The organism is Arthrobacter sp. Leaf337 (assembly GCF_001423745.1).
In the GTDB taxonomy this organism is placed as follows: domain Bacteria; phylum Actinomycetota; class Actinomycetes; order Actinomycetales; family Micrococcaceae; genus Arthrobacter.
This window is the reverse complement of sequence record NZ_LMPC01000001.1, coordinates 25,413-47,492: the sequence shown is the minus strand read 5'-3', so window position 1 is coordinate 47,492 and position 22,080 is coordinate 25,413. Positions and strand designations below refer to the sequence as shown.

Sequence of the window (22,080 nt, the reverse complement as noted above, 5' to 3'; positions counted from 1 at the left end):
GGGTTGGTTCAGTGTCCGCCGCCGAGTTTGCCGCCGAGCCGTTCACGCATCAGGATGCTGGCGTCGTTGAGGCCGACGATCTTCACGTCTTTACCGTGGTGGTGGTACTTCTCGGTAATGGCGTCCAGGGCGGCGATGGTGGAGGCGTCCCAAAGGTGGGAGGCGTGCATGTCGATGATGACGTGCTCCGGATCATGTGCGTATTCGAACTGGGTGTAGAGGTCGTTGGAGGAAGCAAAGAACAGCTCGCCGTCCACGGTGTAGGTGGCGGTCTCGTGGCCCTCAATGTTCTTGACGGTCCGCTCCACGGTGACGAAGTGGGCCACGCGGCGGGCGAACATTACCATCGCCACCAGCACGCCGACGCCGACACCAATGGCCAGGTTGTGGGTGGCTACCGTGACGATGACCGTGGCAACCATAACCAGGGTTTCGCTCTTAGGCATCATCTTCAGGGTGCGGGGGTGGATGCTGTGCCAGTCGAACGTTGCCCAGGAAACGAAGATCATCACCGCGACGAGCGCCGCCATGGGGATCACGGAAACGACGCCGCCGAGGGCTACGACGAGGATAAGCAGGAAAACACCGGCCAGGAACGTCGAGATCCGGGTGCGGGCTCCGGAGGCCTTGACGTTGATCATGGTCTGGCCGATCATCGCGCAGCCGCCCATGCCGCCGGTGAAGCCGGTGACGATGTTCGCCACGCCCTGGCCCCAGGCCTCGCGGGTTTTGTGGGACCGGGTGTCGGTGACGTCATCGACGAGTTTGGCGGTCATCAGGGATTCCAACAGGCCCACGAAGGCCATGGCCAGCGCGAACGGGAAGATGACCTGCAGCGTCTCAAGGCTGAACGGCACATTGGGGATGAACAGGGACGGCAGCGATTCGGGCAGGTCGCCCTTGTCCCCGACCGTGGGGACGGCGACGGAAGCCAGGACGGTAATGAGGGTCAGGACCACGATCGCGACCAGCGGGGCGGGAACGACGTTGGTGAGTTTGGGCAGGCCGAACACGATCACCAGCGCCAGCGCCACCAGCGGGTAGACCAGCCAGGGGACGCCGATCAGTTCGGGGACCTGGGACATGAAGATCAGGATGGCCAGGGCGTTGACGAAGCCCACCATCACCGAGCGGGGAATGAAGCGCATCAGCTTCGCGACCCCGGAGAGTCCGAGGATGACCTGGAAGATCCCGGCAAGGATGACGGCGGCAATGAAGTAGTCCACGCCGTGGGACTTCACCAGCGGCGCGATGACCAGGGCGATGGCCCCGGTGGCGGCCGAAATCATGGCGGGACGGCCGCCGACGAATGCGATGGTCACGGCCATCGTGAACGAGGCAAAAAGGCCCAGACGGGGATCGACGCCGGCAATGATCGAGAACGCGATCGCTTCCGGAATCAAGGCCAGTGCGACGACGAGGCCCGCGAGGACCTCGGTCTTGAGCCGGCGCGGGGACTTCAGGGTTTCCCGAACAGACTGAAGCTGTTCGGGAGTGTAAGCGGGGGCATCCCCGGCGGTTTTGGTGGCCATTGCTGGCTCCGTTCATGGTCAAGAAGACGCGCGGGTGCGGCTTCGTTTTTGCAAATGACTGGGGGGCGCAGCGCCGCGCCGGCAAGAAGGGGACCTAGTCTTGAAGGTCTCACCCGACCATAGATAACCCTACTCTAACGTGATGGTAGAGTTTAAATCCGAACAGGACGGAGGCGCTGATGACGGTCAAGACCAGCAGCACCAAAACCATGCATATCGGCGAATTGGCAGAGCGGACTGGCCTTTCCCTGCGGACCATTCGGCACTATGACGACGTGGGGCTGCTGCCTGCTACTGCCCGGACGGACGGCGGGTTCAGGGTGTTCTCGGAGGACGACTTCGAGCGCCTCATGGTCATCAAGCAGATGAAGCCTTTGGGATTCTCGCTGGAAGAAATGGCTGAAATCCTTGCCCTCCTTGGAGCGCCGGACAGCGCGTCGCCGGACAAATCCGTGGCGCTGGCGGAATTCCTGGAGAGGGCTGTGCAACAGCGGGCCAAGATGGCGCGGAACCTGGCCCAGGCCGATGAGTTCATTCAAAGGCTCAGCGGCCCGTCCTGAGTAGTCGTCCCGGCAGTGGGCCTAGCCGCCTTACGGCGGTGTCTGGCGAAAAGTTGTGAGGTAGGTGTTGCAGCCCTGCCGCGCCCCACGCCTAAGCAAAGCAGCCGATCAGGTGGTAGTTTCGCGACCCATCCCGGACTTGAGAGTTGGTGCGGACTCTGGCGATCCTCCAGGCTGTGCCTATGCATCACGGGCGTGGGTTCACGACTCCAGGCCCGGCCGGGTCACGAGGTCGAGGCTATGCAAGATGTCCGTCTACGACGTCGCGCTTGCCGTTGGCCCCTCCATGATCTGTTGCAGCGGGTTGCCGTGGCAGGTCGGCGGCAACTTTGCTGCGGTCGGTGCCAGGCCCGTTGCGTCGGAGAGTTCATGCAGCAGATTGCGAAGACTCTCCGGAGCCCGAGCCGGCCGCGCTGGCAGGCCGGGGCAAGCTGGCCTGTCGGTAGTGCCGGTTCCTGGGCAGCAGGACCGCAGCGGCCAGCAGTGAGGCGATGAGGGACGCCGCCAGGATCCCTGTCGTCGCCTGATCACCATAGTTGTTGCCGTGGCCGAAGCTGAGCTCCGCGACCAGCAGGGAAACCGTGAAGCCGATCCCGCCGAGGAGCGAAACCCCGAAAATATCGATCCATTTGATGGAGCGGTCCAGTCTTGCCCTGGTGGCCTTGGTCAGGAGCCAGACCGTTCCGAGGATCCCGACTGGTTTGCCCACGACCAAGGCGATGATAATCCCGACGGTCACCGGGTTAGCGAACAGGGAGCCGATCCCGTCCCGGCCGCCCACTTGTACACCGGCGGCAAAGAAGGCAAACACTGGCACGGCGATACCAGCTGAAACGGGCCGCAGCCCGTGCTCCAGGATCTCGGCCAACCCCCCACCCGGGTCCCGTCCGCTTTTGGAGTGAGCCAGCGGAACAGCGAAGCCCAGCATGACCCCTGCAACAGTCGCGTGAATTCCTGAATTGTGGACCAGCACCCAGGCGGCAGCGCCCAAAGGAAGCAGGATCAGCCAGGCCGCTCCTCGTGTGCCGAAGAACCGCCGGTACCTGTGTGCAAGAAGGGTGTAGGAACTCAAGGCGAGCAGCACAACCAGCAGCGGTTCCGGACGAATGTCGTGCGAATAGAAGACCGCGATGATGCCAATGGCGATCAGGTCATCAACCACGGCGAGTGTCAGGAGGAAAATCCGCAAGGCACCGGGCAGGTGCGAACCGATCAGGGCCAGGACAGCGACGGCGAACGCGATGTCCGTCGCCGTCGGGATCGCCCACCCCCTCAGCGTTTCGGGACTGGCCACGTTGACCACGGAGTAGATGATGGCGGGAACGGCGACCCCGCCGGCGGCAGCGGCAACCGGCACGACCGACTTGCCGGGCTCGCGCAGATCCCCGATCAGGAACTCCCGCTTAAGTTCCAGGCCAACGAGGAAAAAGAAGACGGCCAGCAGACCGTCCGACGCCCACTCGCCCAGGCTGAGCTCCAGATGCCACGGTTCGTATCCGACGCGGATATCCCTCAGCTGGAAGTAGCCGGCAGACAGCGGGGAGTTTGCCCAGACCAGCGCGATGATCGCAGCCACCACCAGCAGCGCGCCGCCGACAGTCTCTTTGCGCAGGATGGAACCGAGGCGCAGCAACTCAGAAGAACTCCCCGCTCCGAACAGGAATGAACGGGGGCGGGGGTCCGGTGACTTCTGGTCCATACGGTGAATCCTCGAGTTGTCCCGACAAACAATGTCCCGCGGCGACGTCCAGGTCAGCGCAGCCGCGTGAATGTCACGTCAGTTCCTCCATGAGCCGGGCCAGGATGTCATTCATGGCCAGCAGCCCGACGAGCTGATTGCCTTCGACTACGATGAGCCGGCTGAGGTGATAGCGGCTCATCAGGGCCGCCGCCTGACGCACCGACAGCTGCTCGTTGACGGTGATCGCAGGGATCGTGGCAGCATCATAAACGTTCAGGAGGTCCACATCGCCCTCCTGCGCAACGACTGTGTCCAGGAGTTCCCTGTAGCTCAACATGCCGTAGGCGTCGTGCGCGTGCTGCCGTTCCACCACCAGGCTCTTCACCTGGCGCTCCTTCATCATCGACAGTGCCTCCCGCAATGTGCTGTACGGGGAGATCGTGACGACCTCGGGGACCATGACATCTTTGACGGTGAGCATCTCTTTCCTCCTTGTAAAGTGCTGGACCGGGTTAGGAGCCCTCGCGGCGCAGATGCTCCTCGAACCTGACCACCTGCCGCATATCGATCCCGGTCAGGTGCTCGATCGGGATCGCGAAGGCCAGGCCGCGGGATTCCGTACCTTGAACCAATATCGAGTGCAGTTCCTTCAGGATCGGCGCTGTCAGGTGTGTCCCCACGATCATCAGCAGCACGGACTGCGTCCCTTCGAAGGTGAGCCCGAAAAACGTCTTCCTGGCCTCGCCCCCGATGCCCTTGCCCGGCAAAATTGTCACACCCGTGGCACCGGACTTCTGGGCGTGTTCAATCACCTTGTCTTCAAGCTCGTCCGGGGCGATCACGATGACTGCTGTGAATTTCACGGCGCTTCCTTCCGAAGCCGGGGAAATCTCTCCATCACCATGGCATACGCCATGACGGAGATGACAGGGAAGATGGAGGCGTAGGCGATCAGGCCAAAGCCGTCGATCAACACGTTCCGGCCCTCCACGGCGGCCGCAAGGCCGATCCCGAGGGCGGTTACCAGCGGCACCGTGACCTCCGACGTCGTCACCCCGCCCAGGTCGAAGGCCAGTGCGATGATGTACTTCGGGGCGAGGAACATCATCACGATAGCGACCGCATAGGCGGCCATGATGAAGTAGTGGAACGGTCCTCCCACCAGAATGCGGTAGACACCGAAGCCGATCCCGAGCGCTACACCAACGGCGACAATGACCCTGACGGCGAACGCGCTGATCTTGCCCGGAGACGCGTCCTGCGCCTGTTCTCCGATAGCCACCAGGGCGGGTTCTGCCATGGTGACCGCAAAGCCAATGAGCAGCGCGAAGAGCAGGATCAGGGCCGGGACTCCCTGCTCGATCAGCTGCTCCGCCATCAGGGTCCCGAGCGGGAACAAACCGAGCTTGAGTCCCACCACGAACGCATACAGTCCCACCAGAACCATGATGAAGCCGGTGACGACCCGCACCGGGTGGGGCAGCCTCCGCCGCAGGGCGACCCATTGGAAGAACAAGACAACGGCCACAATAGGCAGGACCTCCCGGACCATCGAGGCGAGGCCAAGGATCATGCCGACCACCCAATCCGTTGGGCCGTCCCCTGCGTCGGTCACCGGCGGAGACGGCCCGGAATCGCCGAAGCTGTAGACCCAGATGCCGTAGAGCTGAACCCCGATCATCGGCACCATTACGCAAAGCGCGACCAGGCCAAAGCCGTCGGCGAGCAGGCTGCGTCCCCTGATGGAGTTGGCCAGGCCGAGACCAATCGCCGCGATCAGCGGGACACTGACGATGTTGGTGGTGACCCCGCCCGAATCGTAGGCAAGACCAATGATCTCCGGCGGGGCAATATAGGTGAGTCCCAGCGCCATCGCGTAGCCGGCGATCAGCAGTTTGTACACCGCCCAACCCCGCAGGACACGCAGGACGCCCAGGATCAAGACCAGTCCCACCGACACGGCGATGACGAAGCGCAGCACCAGTGCATTGATCCGGCCACCGCTGACCAATTGGGCCTGCTCCGCGACAGCGATCACCGCCGGCTCAGCAACGGAGGCAGCAAAGCCAATGGCAAACCCAAAAGGCAGCAACAACCCCAGGGCCCCGCTCCGGACGAACTGGTTAGCCAGGTTCTTGCCCACCGGGAAGATACTCAGATCCAGGCCATGCAGGAACAGGGCAATGCCCACAGCCACAATCAGGAGTCCCGCCACCAGCCCCAGTGGGTCATCGGGCATCGAGCGGAAGACCAGCAGTTGGAACAGAACAACGACGAGAACGATGGGCAGAAGGTTCCTGAGCGCCTTAAGGAATTCGCGGGCGAATCTGCTGAGGTGCTCCATCGGGTCCTCTCCCGGAATGATCCTGCGAGTACCTGGCTTGTCAGTTCGCCGGTCCGGCCGAGTCGCGTCCATCAACCGAGCCTCCGGTGTGAATCGACGACTTGGGCGGGTCCACAATCGTCATCGCCCGCTCCCTGCCGTCATCGCCCGCTCTCTGCGAGCTGGGCGACCCGGCGTTCGAGTTCGGCTATGCGATCGGTGATCGGCTGGCTGTGCAGGAGCTCGGCGACCTGATCGGCCTCGTCCTCCTCGAGCACGATCCTTGCCACCACCCGGTCGGGGTCCGCCGGGTCGTAAACGAAGATTTCGCGTCCGCCGGGACGCGTGACGAGGATGCGGAATTGCTGGCCGTCGCGGGTCAGGCAGTCGTGCAGCACCCCGGAGCCGGGCATTGTGGAGTGGGTGGTCTCCAATTTGGCCCTCCGTTCCGCCGGTTCTTGGGGTACATTCAGTCTCCCCTCGCGGGTGTGGGGGTGCCATTGGGCCTGACACCCATTTCCGGTGCGCCTCGCGCCCGGGACTGCGACGCCCGTGGGTGCCAGCCCTCATGGACAAAGGACGCAAGCCGGGTCAGGCTAGTCGCATGCGGACTCCGCTCGAAACCAGGGCTGCCGGCGCGACATCCGGCCTGCCTCCGAAGGGACCGGCACAGTTGCTGTTCTGGCGGCTGTTCATCATCAATGGGTTGCTCTTTGCGATCGGCACGCTAGTGTTGGCGCTCTCGCCGGCGACGGTGTCCTCGCCCGTCCTGCTCACCGAGGTACCGGTCCTCCTCATTGGACTGGCTCTCATCCTCGCTGCCAACGCTGCCCTGGTTCGGGCCAGCCTCGCGCCACTCGACGAATTGACGACCGTGATGCGCCGGGTGGGCCTGCTGCGACGCGGTGGCGATCGGGCGACCGAGGCCGGCAATGGTGACCTCAAGGACCTCATCCGCACCTTCAATGAGATGCTCGACCGGCTGGAGGCGGAGAACAGTGCGAGCAGCGCCCTCGCGCTGGCCGCGCAGGAGGGAGAACGTCAGCGGATCTCCCGGGAACTGCACGACCAGATCGGCCAGAGCCTAACTGTCGCTCTCCTCAGTCTCAAGCGGGTTGTAGACCGATCTCCGGACGATCTCCGCGAGGAGAGCCTCGTCGCCCAGGAAGCGGTCCGCGCGAGCCTGGAGGAGGTCCGACAGGTGGCGCAGCGCCTGCGCCCGGGCGTGCTCGCGGACCTCGGCCTACGGAGCGCACTGAGTGCACTGGGCTCGGAGTTCTCCCGCTCAAGCGGGATCCCGGTGGTCTGGGAGCTCGACGACGAGTTCCCCGAACTCAGCGGGGAGGTCGAGCTCGTGCTCTACCGCATCGCTCAGGAGGCACTCACCAATGTCGCCCGGCACGCGCACGCGACACGAGTCCATTTCGCGCTCACCTCGACGACGAAAGGGCTGACCCTCCGGATTCTCGACGACGGGCAGGGCGGGGACCTCCGCGAGGGCGCAGGCATCCGCGGGATGCGCGAGCGCGCCCTGCTCATCGGTGCCGAGCTGACGATCACCGCACGACCGAACGGGGGGACCGACGTTCGCCTGGTCGTTGCCCGGGCAAGGGCAGAGAGCTAAGCCGATGGCCGAACCCACGCGCATCCTGCTCGCCGACGACCACGCCCTGGTCCGCCGAGGCCTTCGCATGATCCTCGACGCAGAACCCGACCTCACCGTCGTGGCCGAGGCCGCCGACGGCACAGAAGCAGTCGCCGCAGCGGCCGCAGGCGGGGTAGACCTCGCGATTCTCGACATCGCAATGCCCCAAATGACCGGAATCCAGGCGGCACGGCAGATATCACGCAGCGCCCCCGACGTACGGATCCTCATCCTCTCGATGTACGACAACGAACAGTACTTTTTCGAGGCGCTGCGCGCCGGTGCCTCTGGCTATGTGCTCAAGTCGGTCGCCGACCGCGACCTCATCGAGGCATGCCGCGCAGCGATGCGCGGGGAGTCCTTCCTTTACCCTGGCGCTGTCACGGCGCTCATCCGCGACTATCTGGAGCGCGACCGGCGTGGTGACCGGATGCCGGACAGCATCCTCACGCCCCGCGAGGAGCAGATCACGAAGCTCATCGCAGAAGGGAACTCCACCAAGGAGATCGCCGACATCCTCAGTATCAGCGTGAAGACCGTGGACCGGCATCGGGCGAACGTCCTGCAGAAACTAGGGTTGCGCGACCGGCTGGACCTCACAAGGTTCGCCATCCGCACCGGGCTCATCGAGCCGTAAGCGGTCTCCGGTTCGAACGCGCAACATCGCGAACCTAGGCAGGCCTGTTCGTGCTGGCCGGGGGTGCTGCAGGGGCAGTCGAACGTAGCCCGCAGCAGTTGAGGACGCACAAGGAAAAGCGGCCGGCCCAGAAGGAGAAACTGTCCAGCTCACCAATCCGGAGGGGCGACATTTACCCCGCCCCGTCGGGGAAGCTCGTAGCAGGTTGAGCTCGGCCAGGTCGGGGAGATGCTGCGAGGGTGCGGAGCACGGCAGCTCGCAGGCGCTTCCTGCCGTTGATGTCAAGGACGTGCTGCCGGGCGACGATCCGACGGCACTGGCAGCAGGATGCCGAAATGGAGTGTCCCGGTTCCGAAGGTGTGAGCAGGTTAGTTGGAATGACGGCTGGTCAGACACAGTTCCGACAGTGCTGTTGTCTCTGGATACGCTCCTGTAATGGGAACGGAACTTACGTATGACCTCTGGGCTACGGCAGCTGCGCGGGCCGCTGCAATGACAGCGGCGGGGCAGGAGCCAAGACGCCATCATCTCGTCCCCCGGTTCTACCTTGAGCGCTGGGCTGTCGATGGGCGAGTAAGAGTCGTTGACCTTCTGCGCGGGCGGAACGCTTACGAACTCTCTCCGGCCCAGGCCGCGTTGGAGACTGACTTCTATCGACTCGATGAGCCAGACGATGATTCGTCTCCGGTCTATTGGGAAGCATGGCTTTCCGAGGTGGAGAGGAAGGCCTCGGCCTCGATCGTACTCATGGATGCCGCCGGCCCGGGGGCCATGGACGACGAAGCGCATCAATGGCTGTGTCTCTTTCTGGCTGTGCAGATGACGCGCAGCCGTTCTGCGCGTCTGCGCCGGCGTGCAATGTTTGCCGAGCAGATGGCCCGGGTCTTGGAGGTCGGCGGACCTGGACATCTCGCGCGCGAATTGTCGGCCACTGACCGGTCGTTCCCTTCCAAGGACCTCGACGCACTTGTTGCAGATGTCGAACGTTTCCGCGCCGATCCGTCGCAACTGCCAATCCCTCGGAAAGAAGACTTGGAGTCTTCAGCAAAAACGGCGACACATATCGCCGGCATCCTCATGACACGCCATGTGACCCTTTATGGGACTCGAAGGGCGTTAATTACTTGTGATGAGCCTGTCGTCGAGCTACACGAGTACATGGCCAAGCCAGCCATATGGGGTGGAGTGTGGGGCGCTCCGATTTTGGCCTTCCCTTTTGGTCCCCATTCAGTGCTTGCTTTGTACCGACGCGATCTGGAACCTCCCTTGGAGCCGGGCTCGATGCTAACGGCGAGCGAAACGATCGACCTAAACAGTTCGGTCCTCGCGAATGCGCACAGCTTCGCGATTGCTCCCGCGGGAGACCACATTGCGGAGGGACTGTACCTTCCCGCTCTGCCGGTCAGCATCCGGTCTCAGCTGATCAACTTACCCAATTCGGACGAATCCCTATTTCGGTTCTGGACGCCGCGGAGGTGGGAAGGCCAGCACGATGCACCCGTCCGTGTGGTCAAACGGTGGTGGCCCAAGCAAGTGCCCGCAGCTCCTCGTCCGACTCCTGAGGAACAGAAGATAATTGACGCTTGGGATTAGTGGTCGCTGCCAAGCACCCATTGTGCGAGCAGGACAGGGATGTGCATTCAGGTCGCAAGCCATCGAAGCGAGCCGATGTTGGATGGGTCCCCACCCGGAAGTGCTCTATCTCAAGGTTCGCTTATCCCGAACGAGAACTTGCTGATTCCCCCGCTTGAGTTCGAACAGGCCTATTCCCTCAATGAGGTCACTCAGCTTCTGATAGCCATAGTTGCGGGGGTCCAGCGATGCTTGGTTACCTATTTGATTTCCAACTGCGGAGAGGTGTGCCCAGCCATCATCTCCGCTAGCAGCTTCGACGGCGTTGCGTACCAGAAGCACGAGTCTGGCGTCCCCGCGCAACTCCGTCATTCCACCAAGCCCGTCTAAAGACTTATCAGGGATCGTGTGGGGTTGCCCCAGTCCCTCGACATAAGTAAACAGCGAGCAAGCGTTAACAAACGGCTCCGGCGTTTTTCTCTCACCAAATCCATACACTTTTAGGCCGTCCGCCAAGATGCGCATCACCAACGGGGTGAAGTCGGCGTCGCTCGAAAAAAGGGCGAGCCCATCCACCGAGCCTGCCGTAAGCAGGTCCATAGCATCAATAACCATCGCCATGTCAGCCGCGTTTTTTCCAGTGCTGTACGCGAATTGCTGCATGGGCCGTATCGCGTACGGATGGAGAGCAGCTTGCCATTGCTGCAGGTAGGGGCTCTTCCAGTCCCCATAGGCCCGCCGCACGTTGGCCACGCCGTGACGTGCAACTTCAGCAAGGACGAGATCAATCTTCGACGCTGGCGCGTTGTCGGCATCAATGAGCAAGGCAATGCGCTTCTCGTCAGGATTCACCCTGTTGATCATGCAGGGAGACATGAGCCTGGTCAACTTGTTTGATGTGGCATCGTGAAGTTGAGATCTGAGAAGTGCAACGATAATAAATCGAATCAGACCACATGATGCAACTAGACCTCGGCGGAAGGCGCACTACGGTGTATGTACCGGCAAGACGTGATGAGATGCTCCGCTTCTTCCGGGCGCGGATTTTGGGTGATTTGCCCAGGTTCAGATGGGGTCTCTTTCAAGAGACTGTCCGGGCCAAAAACTACCCGCATGCGCTGGACATCGCCGCACAGGCGTTGGACGAAGAAGCACAGCGATACGCAGTCCGCAAGACGATGTTCGGCAGCAGCCACGTCAATGTGTCTGCACCGGACAGGGTTCCCCTTTACCTGGCCTCAATTTTCGGGCGGTTGGACGTTATCGATCGGGTAATAGCCCTTGAACGGTTCGCGCTGGATGAGGCAAAAAAGCCCTATGACGGAGCAGAGGGGGAAGCGGGACGCATCCGGCACGATCGCAACGCGGCCTTCGCCGTGGAAACCCACGAAAGTCGGCTGGAGCAAGCCCTCGAGCACAAGGCCGATTACGAACGCTTCGCAGCCATCCTGAGTGCGGTGCGCCAACGTCCCGGCATCCTCCAGGTGGACCTGACGGGAGTGGTCACAGACAGGGACACCAAAGGGGCAACCAGGATGGTGGACCAGCTGGAGGCCACCGATCTGGTGGCGACAAAGAAGGTCGGAAGCCGCGTCGGTGTCTGGCCCGCAGAACACCCGGAAGGTCCGTCCCCTTCTGATCGCCGCGAACAGCGATGGTATTGGGCAGTCGATGATTATTGGGAGGAGCGGCCTTTCGAGTGGCTGGATCTGTCCGCCACCATCTCCGGTATCGAAACCTTGGCGCGAACCGTGGAGGAAGCGGCACGGCAGACCGGCATTGACGGTGGCCTCCGACCAACACCGTTGGACTTTATCCAAGGCAGCAAATGGCATTTCGCTTCCCCCGCACTGTCCGGGGGAATACCCACTCATGAGGACCCTGATCAGCTTGCCATGGTCTTCTGGGGCCACCAGGACCTCACTCAGGCAGCTGCGATGGCCGGGAGGATCATTCACGACGGGGGAGCCCAAACGACTGCGAACCAGAAGAAGAAATGGTTGCTGGCCGAGCCGCGGCATACGCACATGGAACGGATGCCGTTCACCGAGGGTTTTAGCCTCGACACGAGCCGTCACACGGGGTGGCTCCTGCGTGAAGTCCCGGAACCGACCGCAGACAGTGTCCCGGCCACCGCATTCACCGCCGCCGGAGTATGCACGGACCAGGAGAAGGCAGCCGAGCTGGGGGTCGCATGCTGGCTGAAGCGGAGCAAGGCTCGGGCCCCAAGACCTGCTTGAGGTCAGCTGCGGATCCCTCGTAGGTAACGCGAGCTGTGAGGTTGCCGAAGCCTAAGATGCCTGGCTGAGCGATGTCATTGTCCGAATAATTGGCTTTCTCGCCTTTATCCCACAGCTCGTCATAGGTCATCGCAGCCTAAATAATGCGGCACCAGTAGAGGATCCTGCATTGGGAGAGCTTCAAGGTCGACCCAACAGCCCGGGATATGGGCAATCGCGGCGGCTGAGCAGGTCGTTGAAGTCCGAGTCGACGCTGTCAAAGTGCCGGCAGGCCCAGACGACGTCGGAGACCGGCGGCTTTGATCCTGTAGCGGACCAGCATCCCATCCATCGCGGGGGACGATGACCAACTTCGGTATGACTCGTCAGCTCGGCCTGCAAGCCGAGAAGAACGTCCGCCGAAACGGATCCCTCACTCACTGACCGCTGTCCGTCTGGACAAAGCACGAGGGCGTCGCGGCGAGCGGCAGGACCTGGTCGTCCAGCATCGGATTGCCCGGCTCCATCAAGAAGCCCCTCCGCACATCGCCACGGTCGGTCCGGCAGTCATGTTCCCTATTGCTCCGACGGCGTGGTCCCGAGCGAGTCAAGCGTTGAAACTTGGTCTTGAGGACGTGCAAGCAAGCATCGGCTTCACTGCACTACATCCAGGAGAGTGGCTAGCTCCGCCGACTGAAGCCGAGCTTGATGTTCATGTGATGATCGCACCCTTTCGCCTGGTATTGCAGCGGTTGCAGTATCACTCTTCATGCTGTTATTCGCACTCCTCCGGGGGTATGTCCTTAACCGTGTATGCGTGAAGGGCCAGCAGGCTAAGCCATCTCACCGCGGTCTCTGGTCAAATTTAGGGGGTGGGTGTTGCAGTCCTCCCGCGCCGCATGCCTAAGTAAGGTGGCTCCTTAGAGGAAATTCTCGCCAGCCTCCCCGGACTTGAGAGTTGGTACGCACTCTGGCTGTCCTCAGGTTGTGCCTATGCACCACGAGGGAGAGCGTTTCGCGACTCCAATCGCAGCAGGGTCCACTTGATTGCGGCTACACCAGGTGTCCGTCTACTACATCCCGCATTAGTCGCCTCTTCCTGGCTCCCGCGTTCGAAGCGCTGAACCTCTACTTGGGTACGTCGGGTGCTGATGTTGTTCCCATCCTAGGCGCTGTCCGGAGTCTGCCGTTGTTTACCATCAGGACAGGTCGTCCATGGAACCGCTCGGGGACATTCAGGACAATCCAGCGGCTGGCGCGGAAAGCAGGTGTGGACGGACAGATCAGTCCGCACAGCCTGCGGCACACCTTCGCCACGATCGCCCTGGACAACGGGGTGGCCCTGCACGATTTGCAGGACAGCCTGGGGCAGGCGGATCTGCGGACCACCAGACGCTATGACAGATTCACGGCACAAGCTGGCAAAGTCGGCCGGCTACGACGTGGAGCGGGCGCTGGCGTAAATAGACCTTGTTCAACAGGTGCCATGGGGCTAACTCTTGGCAAGGAATCGATTTTGATTCGCGATGACAGCTTTTGTCGCCTCCCTGATATCCGTTCCCCATGCCTGGGCCAGGACTTCGGCGACATCGCCGAGTTCGTGTGGATGGGCTGCGCGGCCCTGAACCTTCGCGAAAGGGCCGTCTGTCTCCAGAAGGACACGTTCGCGCGGGATTGCCCGGACCAGGGAAGCGAATTTTCGAGAGCGGGTCATTGCGATGTTCAATGAGAAGTACAGACCCGACTTCACGGCCTCATCGACAAGGTACAGGGGTCCTGTATACCAGTGAAGAACGGCCTGCGCTTCGGCTTCGGCCAGTTTCTGGATCACTTCCTTTTCGGCACCTCGGCTATGCACCGAGAGTGGGTGGTGCCCGCGCGGCGCTTCGGCAAGGACGGTGTCGAAGACCTTTTGTTGGGCTTTGGCCGTCCCTGCTCCCGCACGGGAAAAGTCGAGTCCTACCTCGCCGATCCATTTAGCCTGGGGCAGGAGGCGAAAGAAGCGGGCCAGATCGTTGGGTCCGAACGATGCCGCCCGGAGCGGGTGCAGGCCTATCGCGACATCGACGTGTTCCCGTCGCCCGAGACGGGTCTTGAGGCGCCGGTACTCATCGGGGTCTTCGGTAACGGCGACGACCCCGATGCCGGCCTCCTCCGCGGCACCGAGCATTGCTACGGGGTCGTCATAGGCGCTGACGTGGCAGTGCGTGTCGAGTAGGCGTTCCTGAGTCACTTCAGCACCCTTACGATCCGCTCGGTCTCACCCGTGGCGCCGTCGAACCAGGACCGCAGCTCGGTAATGCCTCCCCGCCAGACCTGCAGGAACTCCCTGTGTTCGCCGTTCGGGATCGGCCCGTTGCGGAGGATGTCGCGGTCAGGCCGATCTGCGTAAACGCCGTTGATGACGGCACGCAGGTCGGCGGCCCTTTTTGTGTCACGGTCGAGAAGGTTTTTACCGCTCAGGGCGTCCCAGGCGTAGCCGGCAGGACCGTCCCATCCGACATATGCCATGGAAGACCGCCGGATCAGGCACGGGAAGCAGTATCCGCAGTTGCCTTGCTCCCGGCCCGCGTAGCGTGCCGCTTCAGGATGGGAGCACGAGATGCTGTCGGGCGCCAGCTCTTTGAGCAACCCGGGATTGCGGGAGCCCGCAAGGATCTCGCCCTTGGTTTTGAGCCTGAACGGATTGAGAATCGGGTTGCTCACCCCTACCCGTTGTGCCTCCGATTGCAGCATGTCGATGAAGTACGGGTGTGTCGTGCGAGTACTGTAACTTCCAGACCGAGCCCGGGTGAGTGGAACATTGATTCCGATAAAGCCGTTCTCCGGGATGTACACCGGCACATCGGGCCCGACTGAGGCGGCGAGAGCGAGCCCTGCGGTGAGAAACAACATGGATCGCGAACGAGTCGTTGTCTCGCGGTGCTGGGGTAGTGGACGTGCCTGCTGCGGCGTGGTCGGCGCCGGGCGCAGAAACAAACGCTTGATCTTCAGACGGTCCTCACCGTAGTGCGACCGTAACTTCACCAAAAGCTTCTTTTGAGCTGTGGACGCCTGATCGCCCTCGTTGTGTGCGATGAGGCAAAGCCTGCGATCGGGTTCCTCTTCGAGCAGGTCGATGACGCCGGTGAGTGAGTCCAGCCCGCCCGAGAAGAGACTCACGGCGGCTATGTCCCCGACCGGCGTTACATCGTCCGGGACGAGGCGCATTCCTTCCACCGGCGAACGTTGCTCGTCGTAGGGAGTTATCGTCCACCGGTCGCCGGTGAGGAAGTTGAGCGTTTTGTTCCAGTGGGCAGCACGCCAGGCGTCTTCGTCCTGGACCGGCAGCTCTATGGAAATGTCGCGCGTCCACACATCGGACGAGGGGGAGCGTAACGCGGTTTTGTCGGCGCAGTAAAGCGATGCTCCGAGCAGGAACAGGTCGAGAGCTTCCCGTGGCGCGCGCCAACCGGTAAAGAATTCCGTTCCGGCCCGGTTGCCGAACTGGATCGTCGCCGCGGTGTTCCCTGGAGCCCAGTCCAGCAAACGGGTCTGAGCAGGAACGGTCAGCTCCGCGGTGAGTTGAGTCCTGACCCGGTACTCGGTCATGCCCGGGCCTCGCTGTCCAGCTCGGTCAGGAGTTCGTATGTCGACGTGACCGCACGCTCGGCTATGGAGCGACCCTCTGGACCTCTCCAGTCGATGTTGAACGGGTCCGATGGCAGGTGGATGGCGACCAGGTCGGCAATGATGTGACGCATTTCCTGGTCGGCTTGCCGCATTGCGGCGGGGTCTGTCATCCGGCTGAGGCGTTCGGCGACAACCGGAACGCGGTTGTAGACGTACAGTGCGAGGAAGCGTTCGAGGACGGTCCCAAGTTGTTCCCGGCCGACGCTGACATCGTCCAGCTCCTCCCACGAATCCGCGTCGCCGAACACTTCGTCGAGCACGTCGCAGGCAGCGTCGCGGGCTGCGACGGAGTCAAGGTCGTCTCCAGTGCCCGCGATATAAGTGACGAGCTCGTCGAGGACTGTGAATCTGTCCTGGCCGACGAGGTGGCCTAAACCAAGGGACGTGAACGCCTCACCCGCCTGCCCGGTCCCGAGACCGGCCAGCAAGCCACCGAGGCGGCTTATGCCAGCGGTGCCGGCACGGGCAGATGACGCAGCGCCATGTGTGCCGCCGAGTAATGGAACATGCCGTCCCAGGACGCGGCCTGCCCGGTCTTTGGAGCCGCCGTTCCCAAGGCCACGAACATACGTGGTCGTGGCCAGCTTGAGCGGGGTCCAGTCACCACCGGTGCCCGCGGAACGGTCAGCGGACGTTCCCACCAAGGCCGCCCTTCGCTTTGTCCGACGCCTTGCGGGCTTGTGAGACCACGATTCGGAGCCTTGCGTTATCGCTGGCTTCCCATCTGTCGAAAAGCTTGGCGACGTTGGGGTTGCCGTGAGGCAAACGGCGGACTGCCATGGAGCCGGCCGATGCCGGGATTGCTGACGGTGGTATCTGCTGCAGAGCAGATGACACCGCCGAGACCATGTCCTGGTTCTTTTCGGCCAGTTCCAGGGCCGCCGTCAGGGCCATGGACGCTGGATCTCGCTGAACCCGTTCAAGAAGCGCTTCGACAAACTGCGCCCGGTCATTAGAGTCTAGGGCTGAGACAGCAGCATACTGCTGGCGCCTGCTGGCATCGATGTCGGACTGGACGTCGGTGATCAGGCGCTGCAGGTGGGGTGCGAGACGGGAAGCGGACACTCCGAAGGAAAGCTTGTCCCGAGAGTAGGTGAAGTATGGGCGTAGGTCCGTGCCGGCAAACGCAGGGTCTGCCCGAAGCCACTCGGCGATGTGCGTCTTGCTGGCCCAGTTCTGGGCTCCATTCGGCGGGGCGGGGGCTTCCCTGGTGGTCTTGTTCTTTTCGGTTTGTTGCGGCGTCACGGTCGCCCCTGATTTCCCGGCTGTCACCGAGGCCTCAGCATCGATGTGTCCGATCCGGGCATGAGCCTCAGCGTCCCGCATTTCCGGACAGGCACCAGCGGCTGCCAGCTCCCAGTCGAAGAGCTTCTGGAAGTCGGTGTTGTATTGATCTTCCAGAACCATCAGTTTCGCGAGGACAGGAAGTTTGAGGTCGGCTCCGCGGCGGACCGCGCTTCGATGCTTCAGGAGAAGATTGTTCAGGAACCGTTTCAGCTGGCGGGGGTTACCACGCAACGAAGCTCCCATGACGGGGGAGATGTCGGCGGCCCACTTCAGGTCCGCCGCGAGCTTGGCTGGAATGTCTTTTAGGACATCACCGGCGATACCGGTGTTGAAAGCTACAGCCAGACCGTTTCCCCGGCGTACGTCGGCGGATTTTTCGAGGACCTTTGTGAAGCTCTCTTCGTCCAGGTGCAGCTCAGCGAAGAGCAAATTCACGTATGTCTCGGCCTCGGGCGCGGACAGGGGAGGGATAGCAATCTTGAGTTGGAGCATCTTCTCCAGATAGTCCCGACCGATGCCGGCACCGTCCGGCCTTTTCAGTTTGGGATAACGTGAGTCAACTGCGGACTCTACAACGTTCTGGTTCAAGGCCAGAACGTAGGCTGTCTTGGGCGTGTTCAGGAACAGGCGGATAGCTTCGAAGGTGTCGACCACGGTCTCAGGCAGGCAGCGGTCGAGATCGTCGATGAAGACGATGACGGCCTCGCAGCCAGGGATCCTCTTGACCAGCGCCGCGAACTCCCGGCGGAACGCATCGACGTCGCCGGTCGGCGTTCCTGGTTTTTCCGCATCGGGCTGCTTCTGCGGTGGGGGGTCGCCGAGAGCCTTGTGAGCTTCAGAGGCGGCGGCGTTGGTGGCTGCGGTTACAAGCTCCATGGTGTCGGGATCCATTTCCGGTATGGCACCTTGCAGCACTATTGGCACCACGGTAGGTGCGGCGGTGACCCCGGCGCGTCCTACGCGCCGGCTTACCCGCCCGAGTCTGTCCAGAATCCTGCGGAGACGCCCGACCTGCTCCTGAGCGTCGGGGACACGGGTTGCGATCGCGTCGAGGACCGCGGACATGAGGGCGATTTTGACGTCGTTGTGATCCTCGTACTGCCACGGGCTGAAGTTGATGGTCAGGTAAGGAGCGTTGGCGGTACCCTCGTCGTCGACCTGATCCGGTTCGTTGCGAAGGTCATTCAACTCCCGTGCAGCGATTTGCATCAGGCTACTCTTGCCGGAGCCCCAGTCCCCGAGAACCCCGATCGTCAACGGGAGCAGTCGGGGTTCGGTCAACGCGACAACCAGCTCGTCGACAAGGAAGTCGAAGCCCAGCAGATCCAGATCCGCTTCGTTATCAGCCCACATAGGTCCTCCTGACCTGGCTTTCGCCTGCAGGACCTGTAATGAGATGGCCGTCGGTACGTTCCATGTGATCCCCCATTGTTTCCTGAATCCTATCGAGGCGCCCGATGTGGAGCGCAACGAAGACGCCTACGTCGTGTCACACAACTTGGAATGGCTGCTGCCGCACCCGGAGGAGCGGACGAGAATCGGACATTGGTCCCACCGTACTTCGGCTGCCAGGGTCTATGGTTCTGATGCATCCACCGGATGAGGACTTGGGGCGTTCGCGAACGTCTTCGATTCTGCAGCGTCTGGACGGTCGTCACCACAACAACCAGGGCGGCTCCGAAAGTACAGGTAAAGACCCTGTCAACGATGGAATGCCCCACCCGAAACAAGGATTCGACGTCACGGGCCATTGCGCAGTGTCAGCCAAGATCAACACGAATCACAGGGCGACCAGCGCCAACGAGATGATGGACAGGTTCCGCGGGGCCATTGCCTTGCCGCGTAGACGACCAGTCCCAGGCCATTGATGCCTCAGCCGCAACCCTTGAGTTCCTGGGGCGGCCATCGGGCCTTGCGTGGTCACCTCGGGAGGGCAACCGCAACCAACGCAACGTCACGTCCGTTGTCAACGTCGTGTCCGGTCGGCGGGGCCGAGGCCTTTCAGCGGAATGTGCGCAACTGCTGCCGTGAAGAGCGCTTTCAGTGCCGGAAACAGGGTCTGGATCGCCTCGTATTCTTGATCATCGGTCTGGGCCCCGCAACTGGTCAGCGGATGCAACAACTCGTGGAACTTGCTGATGGGTGACGGGTGTCCGGGAACGGAACTCGCCAACCATTGTGTATGTGGTAATCGCAGTGGATTGGGCTTGTTTGTGCTGAATTCGCAGGAATGTGTTGTGTTCGTTTACGAGCACATAATCCTCCCATCGCATAGACCCCCGGATGTATGTCCTCAAGTGTGAATGCGGTCGGCTAGTCCGCAGCCAGCTCGTAGGCCCACTCATCGTGCGCGCAGCGGCCACAACTCGTGGTTCTGCACAGTCCTGGTGCGTCGGCTACCAGGCTGGGCTTCCATATGCCTGTCCTTGCAGTAGTCGCCGCGTTTGAACTCCTCTGGCGCGGTAGCCCAGTCTTCGGGGTGGGAGATGGGCAGCAGTCGATGCTGCTGCTCGTGGTGCTGTCGTACGGCGTCGCCGCGTAGAACTTCATCCGGCTGTGGTCTTTGATGAGCAGCATCTCGATAACCTGTGCTGCGGCCTGCAGGTCCTCGGCGATGGTCCCAAAGGTGATGTCAGTGGGGGAGAGGACCGTCTCTCCGGTCCCGCCCATGTCTACGTAGAAGCCCGCCATCCTCTCGTCGTTGGCGCGCTTTCCTGCAGCCGTGGCCTTGCTCTTTCTTTTGGCAAAGAAGGCTTCCCAGCCCTCCTGTGGAGGTCCAAGTGTCGCCAGTTCATCGCGAGGTCTGGCATTGATGACTGGTGCATCTCGCCCGGTAGTCAGCTATTCCCGTAGCGCTGTGCCGACTATAGTGCGGGAGCAGACCGAAGGGCGAGGCTGGTCGAGTTCCTCACAATGAGGCTTGTGGTCAATAGCCGCTGTTCGGCGCCTTTAGTGGCACGGTCGGCCGCATCGATTCTGCGAATCAGCATCTCTCCCGCGACTCGCCCCTTTTCAATCAGTGGCTGCGAAACGGTAGTCAGACCAGCCGCCCTGGCCGCCGGGACGTCGTCGAATCCCGTGATGCTGAGGTCATTCGGAATGGTCAGCCCGCGGTGAAGTGCCGCATCCATCGCGCCCAGGGCCAGGACATCGGCCAAGGCACACACGGCTGTGAGGTCCGAATCCCGCCCCAGGAGCGCGTTCAGGGCTGAGGCCCCCGCAGGCTCCGTAGCCTCATATCGCTCTTCGATGACCAGGTCGTCGGCACCGATGCCAACGTCGGAAAATCCCTCTACGAGCCCCCACAGGCGTTCGCGTTGGACGACATACCCTGCATCTTTCCAGCGGCCCTGGTCAACGCGACCATTGTGCCTCGCGGTTCCCAGCCGCGAGGTGATGACGCCGATACGCCGATGCCCAAGATCAGCAAGATGCCTCGCCACGTTTCTGGCTGCTTCCCTGTCATTGATGCCTACCCAGTCGGCTGGAGTATGCCTGGGCTGGTCGACAACCACGGCAGGAATGTTCCGATCCAGTGCGGACTGCAGGTATGGATTCTTGTCGGGGACGGAGTAGATCACGAATCCGTCCACGGCGGCAGACGCAAAGGACCCGAGCCCGAGCCCTGCGTGAGGAGGCCCCGCCGGCAGCAGCAATAGATTGCGGGAGGCGTTGGCGCAGGCAATGGCCAGCCCCTGCAGAAATCCCACCGAGGCCTGATCCTGAAAGGCGAAAGACATCTCGTCAGTGAAGATGAGCCCGATCGCCTCGGTGCGCCCACGCCGAAGCTGCCTCCCCGCCGGGTTGGGCCCGGAATAGCCAAGTTCCTGGGCCTTTGCCAGTACACGGTCCCGGGTCTTGGAAGTGACGACATCCGGCCGGTTATAGGCATTGGATACCGTCGCGGTCGACAGGCCAAGAGCCTTCGCAAGTGTCTGTAGGGACGGGCGACGCTCGGGGCTGGACATACATGCATCATACCCGAATGGGTCCAACGAATGCCTCACTGCATTCAATCGATTAAATTTTTTGCTTCAATATCTCGCCTCTCACATCCCCCGTGATTCCTGCGCAGACGGTAGTCGTTGACATCACAAATTTAATCGATACAATTTTTACACAAGCACCGAGGAACTGCTCGGTATCGACAAAGGAGTTGCAATGAGTGTTCTGGACAGATTTGACCTCACAGGCAAGGTTGCCGTGGTCACTGGCTCAACACGGGGCCTCGGCAGGGGCTTTGCCTCGGCGCTGGGAGAGGCCGGGGCACGGGTCGTTCTCGTCGGCCGTGACGAGGTGGCGGCCAAGGAGGTCGCCGACGAGCTGGCGGACAAGGGTATCGAGACGCACACGTTTATCGGCGATATCACCGAACGCCAAGCGGTGGAAAGGCTGCTGGCCGAGACCCTGGACACCTTCGGACAGGTGGACATCCTGGTCAACAACGCCGGCACCTGCGTCCACCGCCCCGCTGCAGAGGTCACGGATGAGGAGTGGCGCCACGTCATGAACGTCAACGTCGACGCCCTCTGGATCTGCTCCCAGGTCTTCGGACGCACGATGATCACCCAAGGCTCGGGCAACATCATCAACATCGGGTCCATGTCCGGCATGATTGTGAACCGCCCGCAATGGCAGCCGGCCTACAACGCGTCCAAGGCTGCCGTCCACCACCTGACCAAAAGCCTTGCCGCCGAATGGGCACCCCACGGCGTCCGGGTAAACGCCCTGGCCCCCGGCTACATGAAAACTGACATGTCCCCGGTCGATAACCCCGAGTTTCAGCGGTACTGGATCGAAGACGCACCCCAGGGCCGCTACGGCAGCGTCGACGAACTGGGCCCCGCGGTCGTGTTCCTGGCCAGCGACGCCTCCACCTTCATCACAGGAAGCGTGCTCGTGGCCGACGGCGGCTACACCGCCTTCTAGACTCTGACCCGGGACCGTCGACA

General features: G+C 62.1%; 19 protein-coding genes and 1 pseudogene. 7 read left to right on the top strand and 13 right to left on the bottom strand.

Annotated elements, in window-relative coordinates:
• Window positions 1–8 precede the first annotated feature (8 nt).
• Window positions 9–1,532 (bottom strand): SulP family inorganic anion transporter, encoded by a 1,524-nt coding sequence (locus tag ASF98_RS00210; RefSeq protein WP_055795908.1) that lies wholly within the window; start codon window positions 1,530–1,532, stop codon window positions 9–11.
• Between the two features lie 179 nt (window positions 1,533–1,711).
• Here ASF98_RS00210 and ASF98_RS00205 point away from each other — a divergent pair, with 179 nt between their 5' ends.
• Complete coding sequence (locus ASF98_RS00205; RefSeq protein ID WP_055795904.1) at window positions 1,712–2,092, top strand: helix-turn-helix domain-containing protein; 381 nt, start codon at window positions 1,712–1,714, stop codon at window positions 2,090–2,092.
• A 367-nt stretch (window positions 2,093–2,459) separates the two neighbouring features.
• Here the strand turns inward: ASF98_RS00205 and nhaA are convergent, their stop codons facing one another.
• From nhaA to ASF98_RS00180, 5 genes are all read right to left on the bottom strand, one after another.
• Window positions 2,460–3,791, bottom strand: coding sequence for a Na+/H+ antiporter NhaA (gene nhaA / locus ASF98_RS00200; protein ID WP_082506649.1), 1,332 nt, complete (start codon window positions 3,789–3,791; stop codon window positions 2,460–2,462).
• Window positions 3,792–3,864: 73 nt separating this feature from the next.
• Window positions 3,865–4,254 carry a CBS domain-containing protein gene (locus ASF98_RS00195; protein WP_055795901.1) on the bottom strand — a complete coding sequence of 130 codons (390 nt, stop codon included), beginning with the start codon at window positions 4,252–4,254 and terminating at the stop codon, window positions 3,865–3,867.
• 31 nt (window positions 4,255–4,285) lie between these two features.
• Window positions 4,286–4,636 (bottom strand): P-II family nitrogen regulator, encoded by a 351-nt coding sequence (locus ASF98_RS00190; protein ID WP_055795898.1) that lies wholly within the window; start codon window positions 4,634–4,636, stop codon window positions 4,286–4,288.
• Entirely contained in the window at window positions 4,633–6,117 is a 1,485-nt protein-coding gene (locus ASF98_RS00185; protein WP_055795895.1) for a DUF1538 domain-containing protein, read from the bottom strand. The genes ASF98_RS00190 and ASF98_RS00185 overlap by 4 nt, the downstream gene beginning before the upstream one ends.
• A 140-nt stretch (window positions 6,118–6,257) precedes the next feature.
• A complete protein-coding gene (locus ASF98_RS00180; RefSeq protein WP_200939264.1) occupies window positions 6,258–6,530 on the bottom strand; it encodes a hypothetical protein in 273 nt (90 codons plus the stop codon).
• A gap of 170 nt (window positions 6,531–6,700) precedes the next feature.
• On the opposite strand from ASF98_RS00180, the gene ASF98_RS00175 reads away from it, so the two are divergent.
• From ASF98_RS00175 to ASF98_RS00165, 3 genes are all read left to right on the top strand, one after another.
• Window positions 6,701–7,720: a HAMP domain-containing sensor histidine kinase gene (locus tag ASF98_RS00175; RefSeq protein ID WP_055795892.1), complete on the top strand. Its 1,020-nt coding sequence runs from the start codon at window positions 6,701–6,703 to the stop codon at window positions 7,718–7,720.
• A 4-nt stretch (window positions 7,721–7,724) separates the two neighbouring features.
• Window positions 7,725–8,378, top strand: a complete 654-nt coding sequence (locus tag ASF98_RS00170) for a response regulator (protein WP_055795887.1) — start codon at window positions 7,725–7,727, stop codon at window positions 8,376–8,378.
• Window positions 8,379–8,813: 435 nt separating this feature from the next.
• Window positions 8,814–9,971 carry a DUF4238 domain-containing protein gene (locus ASF98_RS00165; protein WP_055795883.1) on the top strand — a complete coding sequence of 386 codons (1,158 nt, stop codon included), beginning with the start codon at window positions 8,814–8,816 and terminating at the stop codon, window positions 9,969–9,971.
• A 105-nt stretch (window positions 9,972–10,076) separates the two neighbouring features.
• Here the strand turns inward: ASF98_RS00165 and ASF98_RS00160 are convergent, their stop codons facing one another.
• Window positions 10,077–10,802, bottom strand: a complete 726-nt coding sequence (locus tag ASF98_RS00160; protein WP_200939263.1) for an NYN domain-containing protein — start codon at window positions 10,800–10,802, stop codon at window positions 10,077–10,079.
• A 104-nt stretch (window positions 10,803–10,906) separates the two neighbouring features.
• On the opposite strand from ASF98_RS00160, the gene ASF98_RS00155 reads away from it, so the two are divergent.
• Both ASF98_RS00155 and ASF98_RS25105 read left to right on the top strand, forming a co-directional pair.
• A complete protein-coding gene (locus tag ASF98_RS00155; protein ID WP_055795875.1) occupies window positions 10,907–12,190 on the top strand; it encodes a hypothetical protein in 1,284 nt (427 codons plus the stop codon).
• Window positions 12,191–13,127: 937 nt separating this feature from the next.
• A pseudogene (locus tag ASF98_RS25105) lies at window positions 13,128–13,565 on the top strand (tyrosine-type recombinase/integrase); the annotation flags it as partial.
• 96 nt (window positions 13,566–13,661) lie between these two features.
• Here the strand turns inward: ASF98_RS25105 and ASF98_RS23520 are convergent.
• The 6 genes from ASF98_RS23520 to ASF98_RS00120 form a co-directional block, all read right to left on the bottom strand.
• Complete coding sequence (locus ASF98_RS23520; protein ID WP_082506648.1) at window positions 13,662–14,402, bottom strand: TatD family hydrolase; 741 nt, start codon at window positions 14,400–14,402, stop codon at window positions 13,662–13,664.
• Complete coding sequence (gene qatC, locus ASF98_RS00140; RefSeq protein ID WP_055795866.1) at window positions 14,399–15,760, bottom strand: Qat anti-phage system QueC-like protein QatC; 1,362 nt, start codon at window positions 15,758–15,760, stop codon at window positions 14,399–14,401. The genes ASF98_RS23520 and qatC overlap by 4 nt, the downstream gene beginning before the upstream one ends.
• On the bottom strand, window positions 15,757–16,482 hold the full coding sequence (locus ASF98_RS00135) for a hypothetical protein (RefSeq protein WP_055795863.1): 726 nt from the start codon (window positions 16,480–16,482) through the stop codon (window positions 15,757–15,759). The genes qatC and ASF98_RS00135 overlap by 4 nt, the downstream gene beginning before the upstream one ends.
• Entirely contained in the window at window positions 16,466–18,481 is a 2,016-nt protein-coding gene (locus ASF98_RS00130; protein ID WP_055795860.1) for a KAP family P-loop NTPase fold protein, read from the bottom strand. Before ASF98_RS00130 ends, ASF98_RS00135 begins: the two co-directional genes overlap by 17 nt.
• 960 nt (window positions 18,482–19,441) lie before the next feature.
• Window positions 19,442–19,918 carry a hypothetical protein gene (locus ASF98_RS24390; RefSeq protein ID WP_235505582.1) on the bottom strand — a complete coding sequence of 159 codons (477 nt, stop codon included), beginning with the start codon at window positions 19,916–19,918 and terminating at the stop codon, window positions 19,442–19,444.
• Window positions 19,919–19,992: 74 nt separating this feature from the next.
• Window positions 19,993–21,096, bottom strand: coding sequence for a LacI family DNA-binding transcriptional regulator (locus ASF98_RS00120; RefSeq protein ID WP_055795857.1), 1,104 nt, complete (start codon window positions 21,094–21,096; stop codon window positions 19,993–19,995).
• A 193-nt stretch (window positions 21,097–21,289) separates the two neighbouring features.
• Here ASF98_RS00120 and ASF98_RS00115 point away from each other — a divergent pair, with 193 nt between their 5' ends.
• Window positions 21,290–22,057, top strand: coding sequence for an SDR family NAD(P)-dependent oxidoreductase (locus ASF98_RS00115; protein ID WP_055795853.1), 768 nt, complete (start codon window positions 21,290–21,292; stop codon window positions 22,055–22,057).
• The last annotated feature ends 23 nt before the right edge of the window (window positions 22,058–22,080 follow it).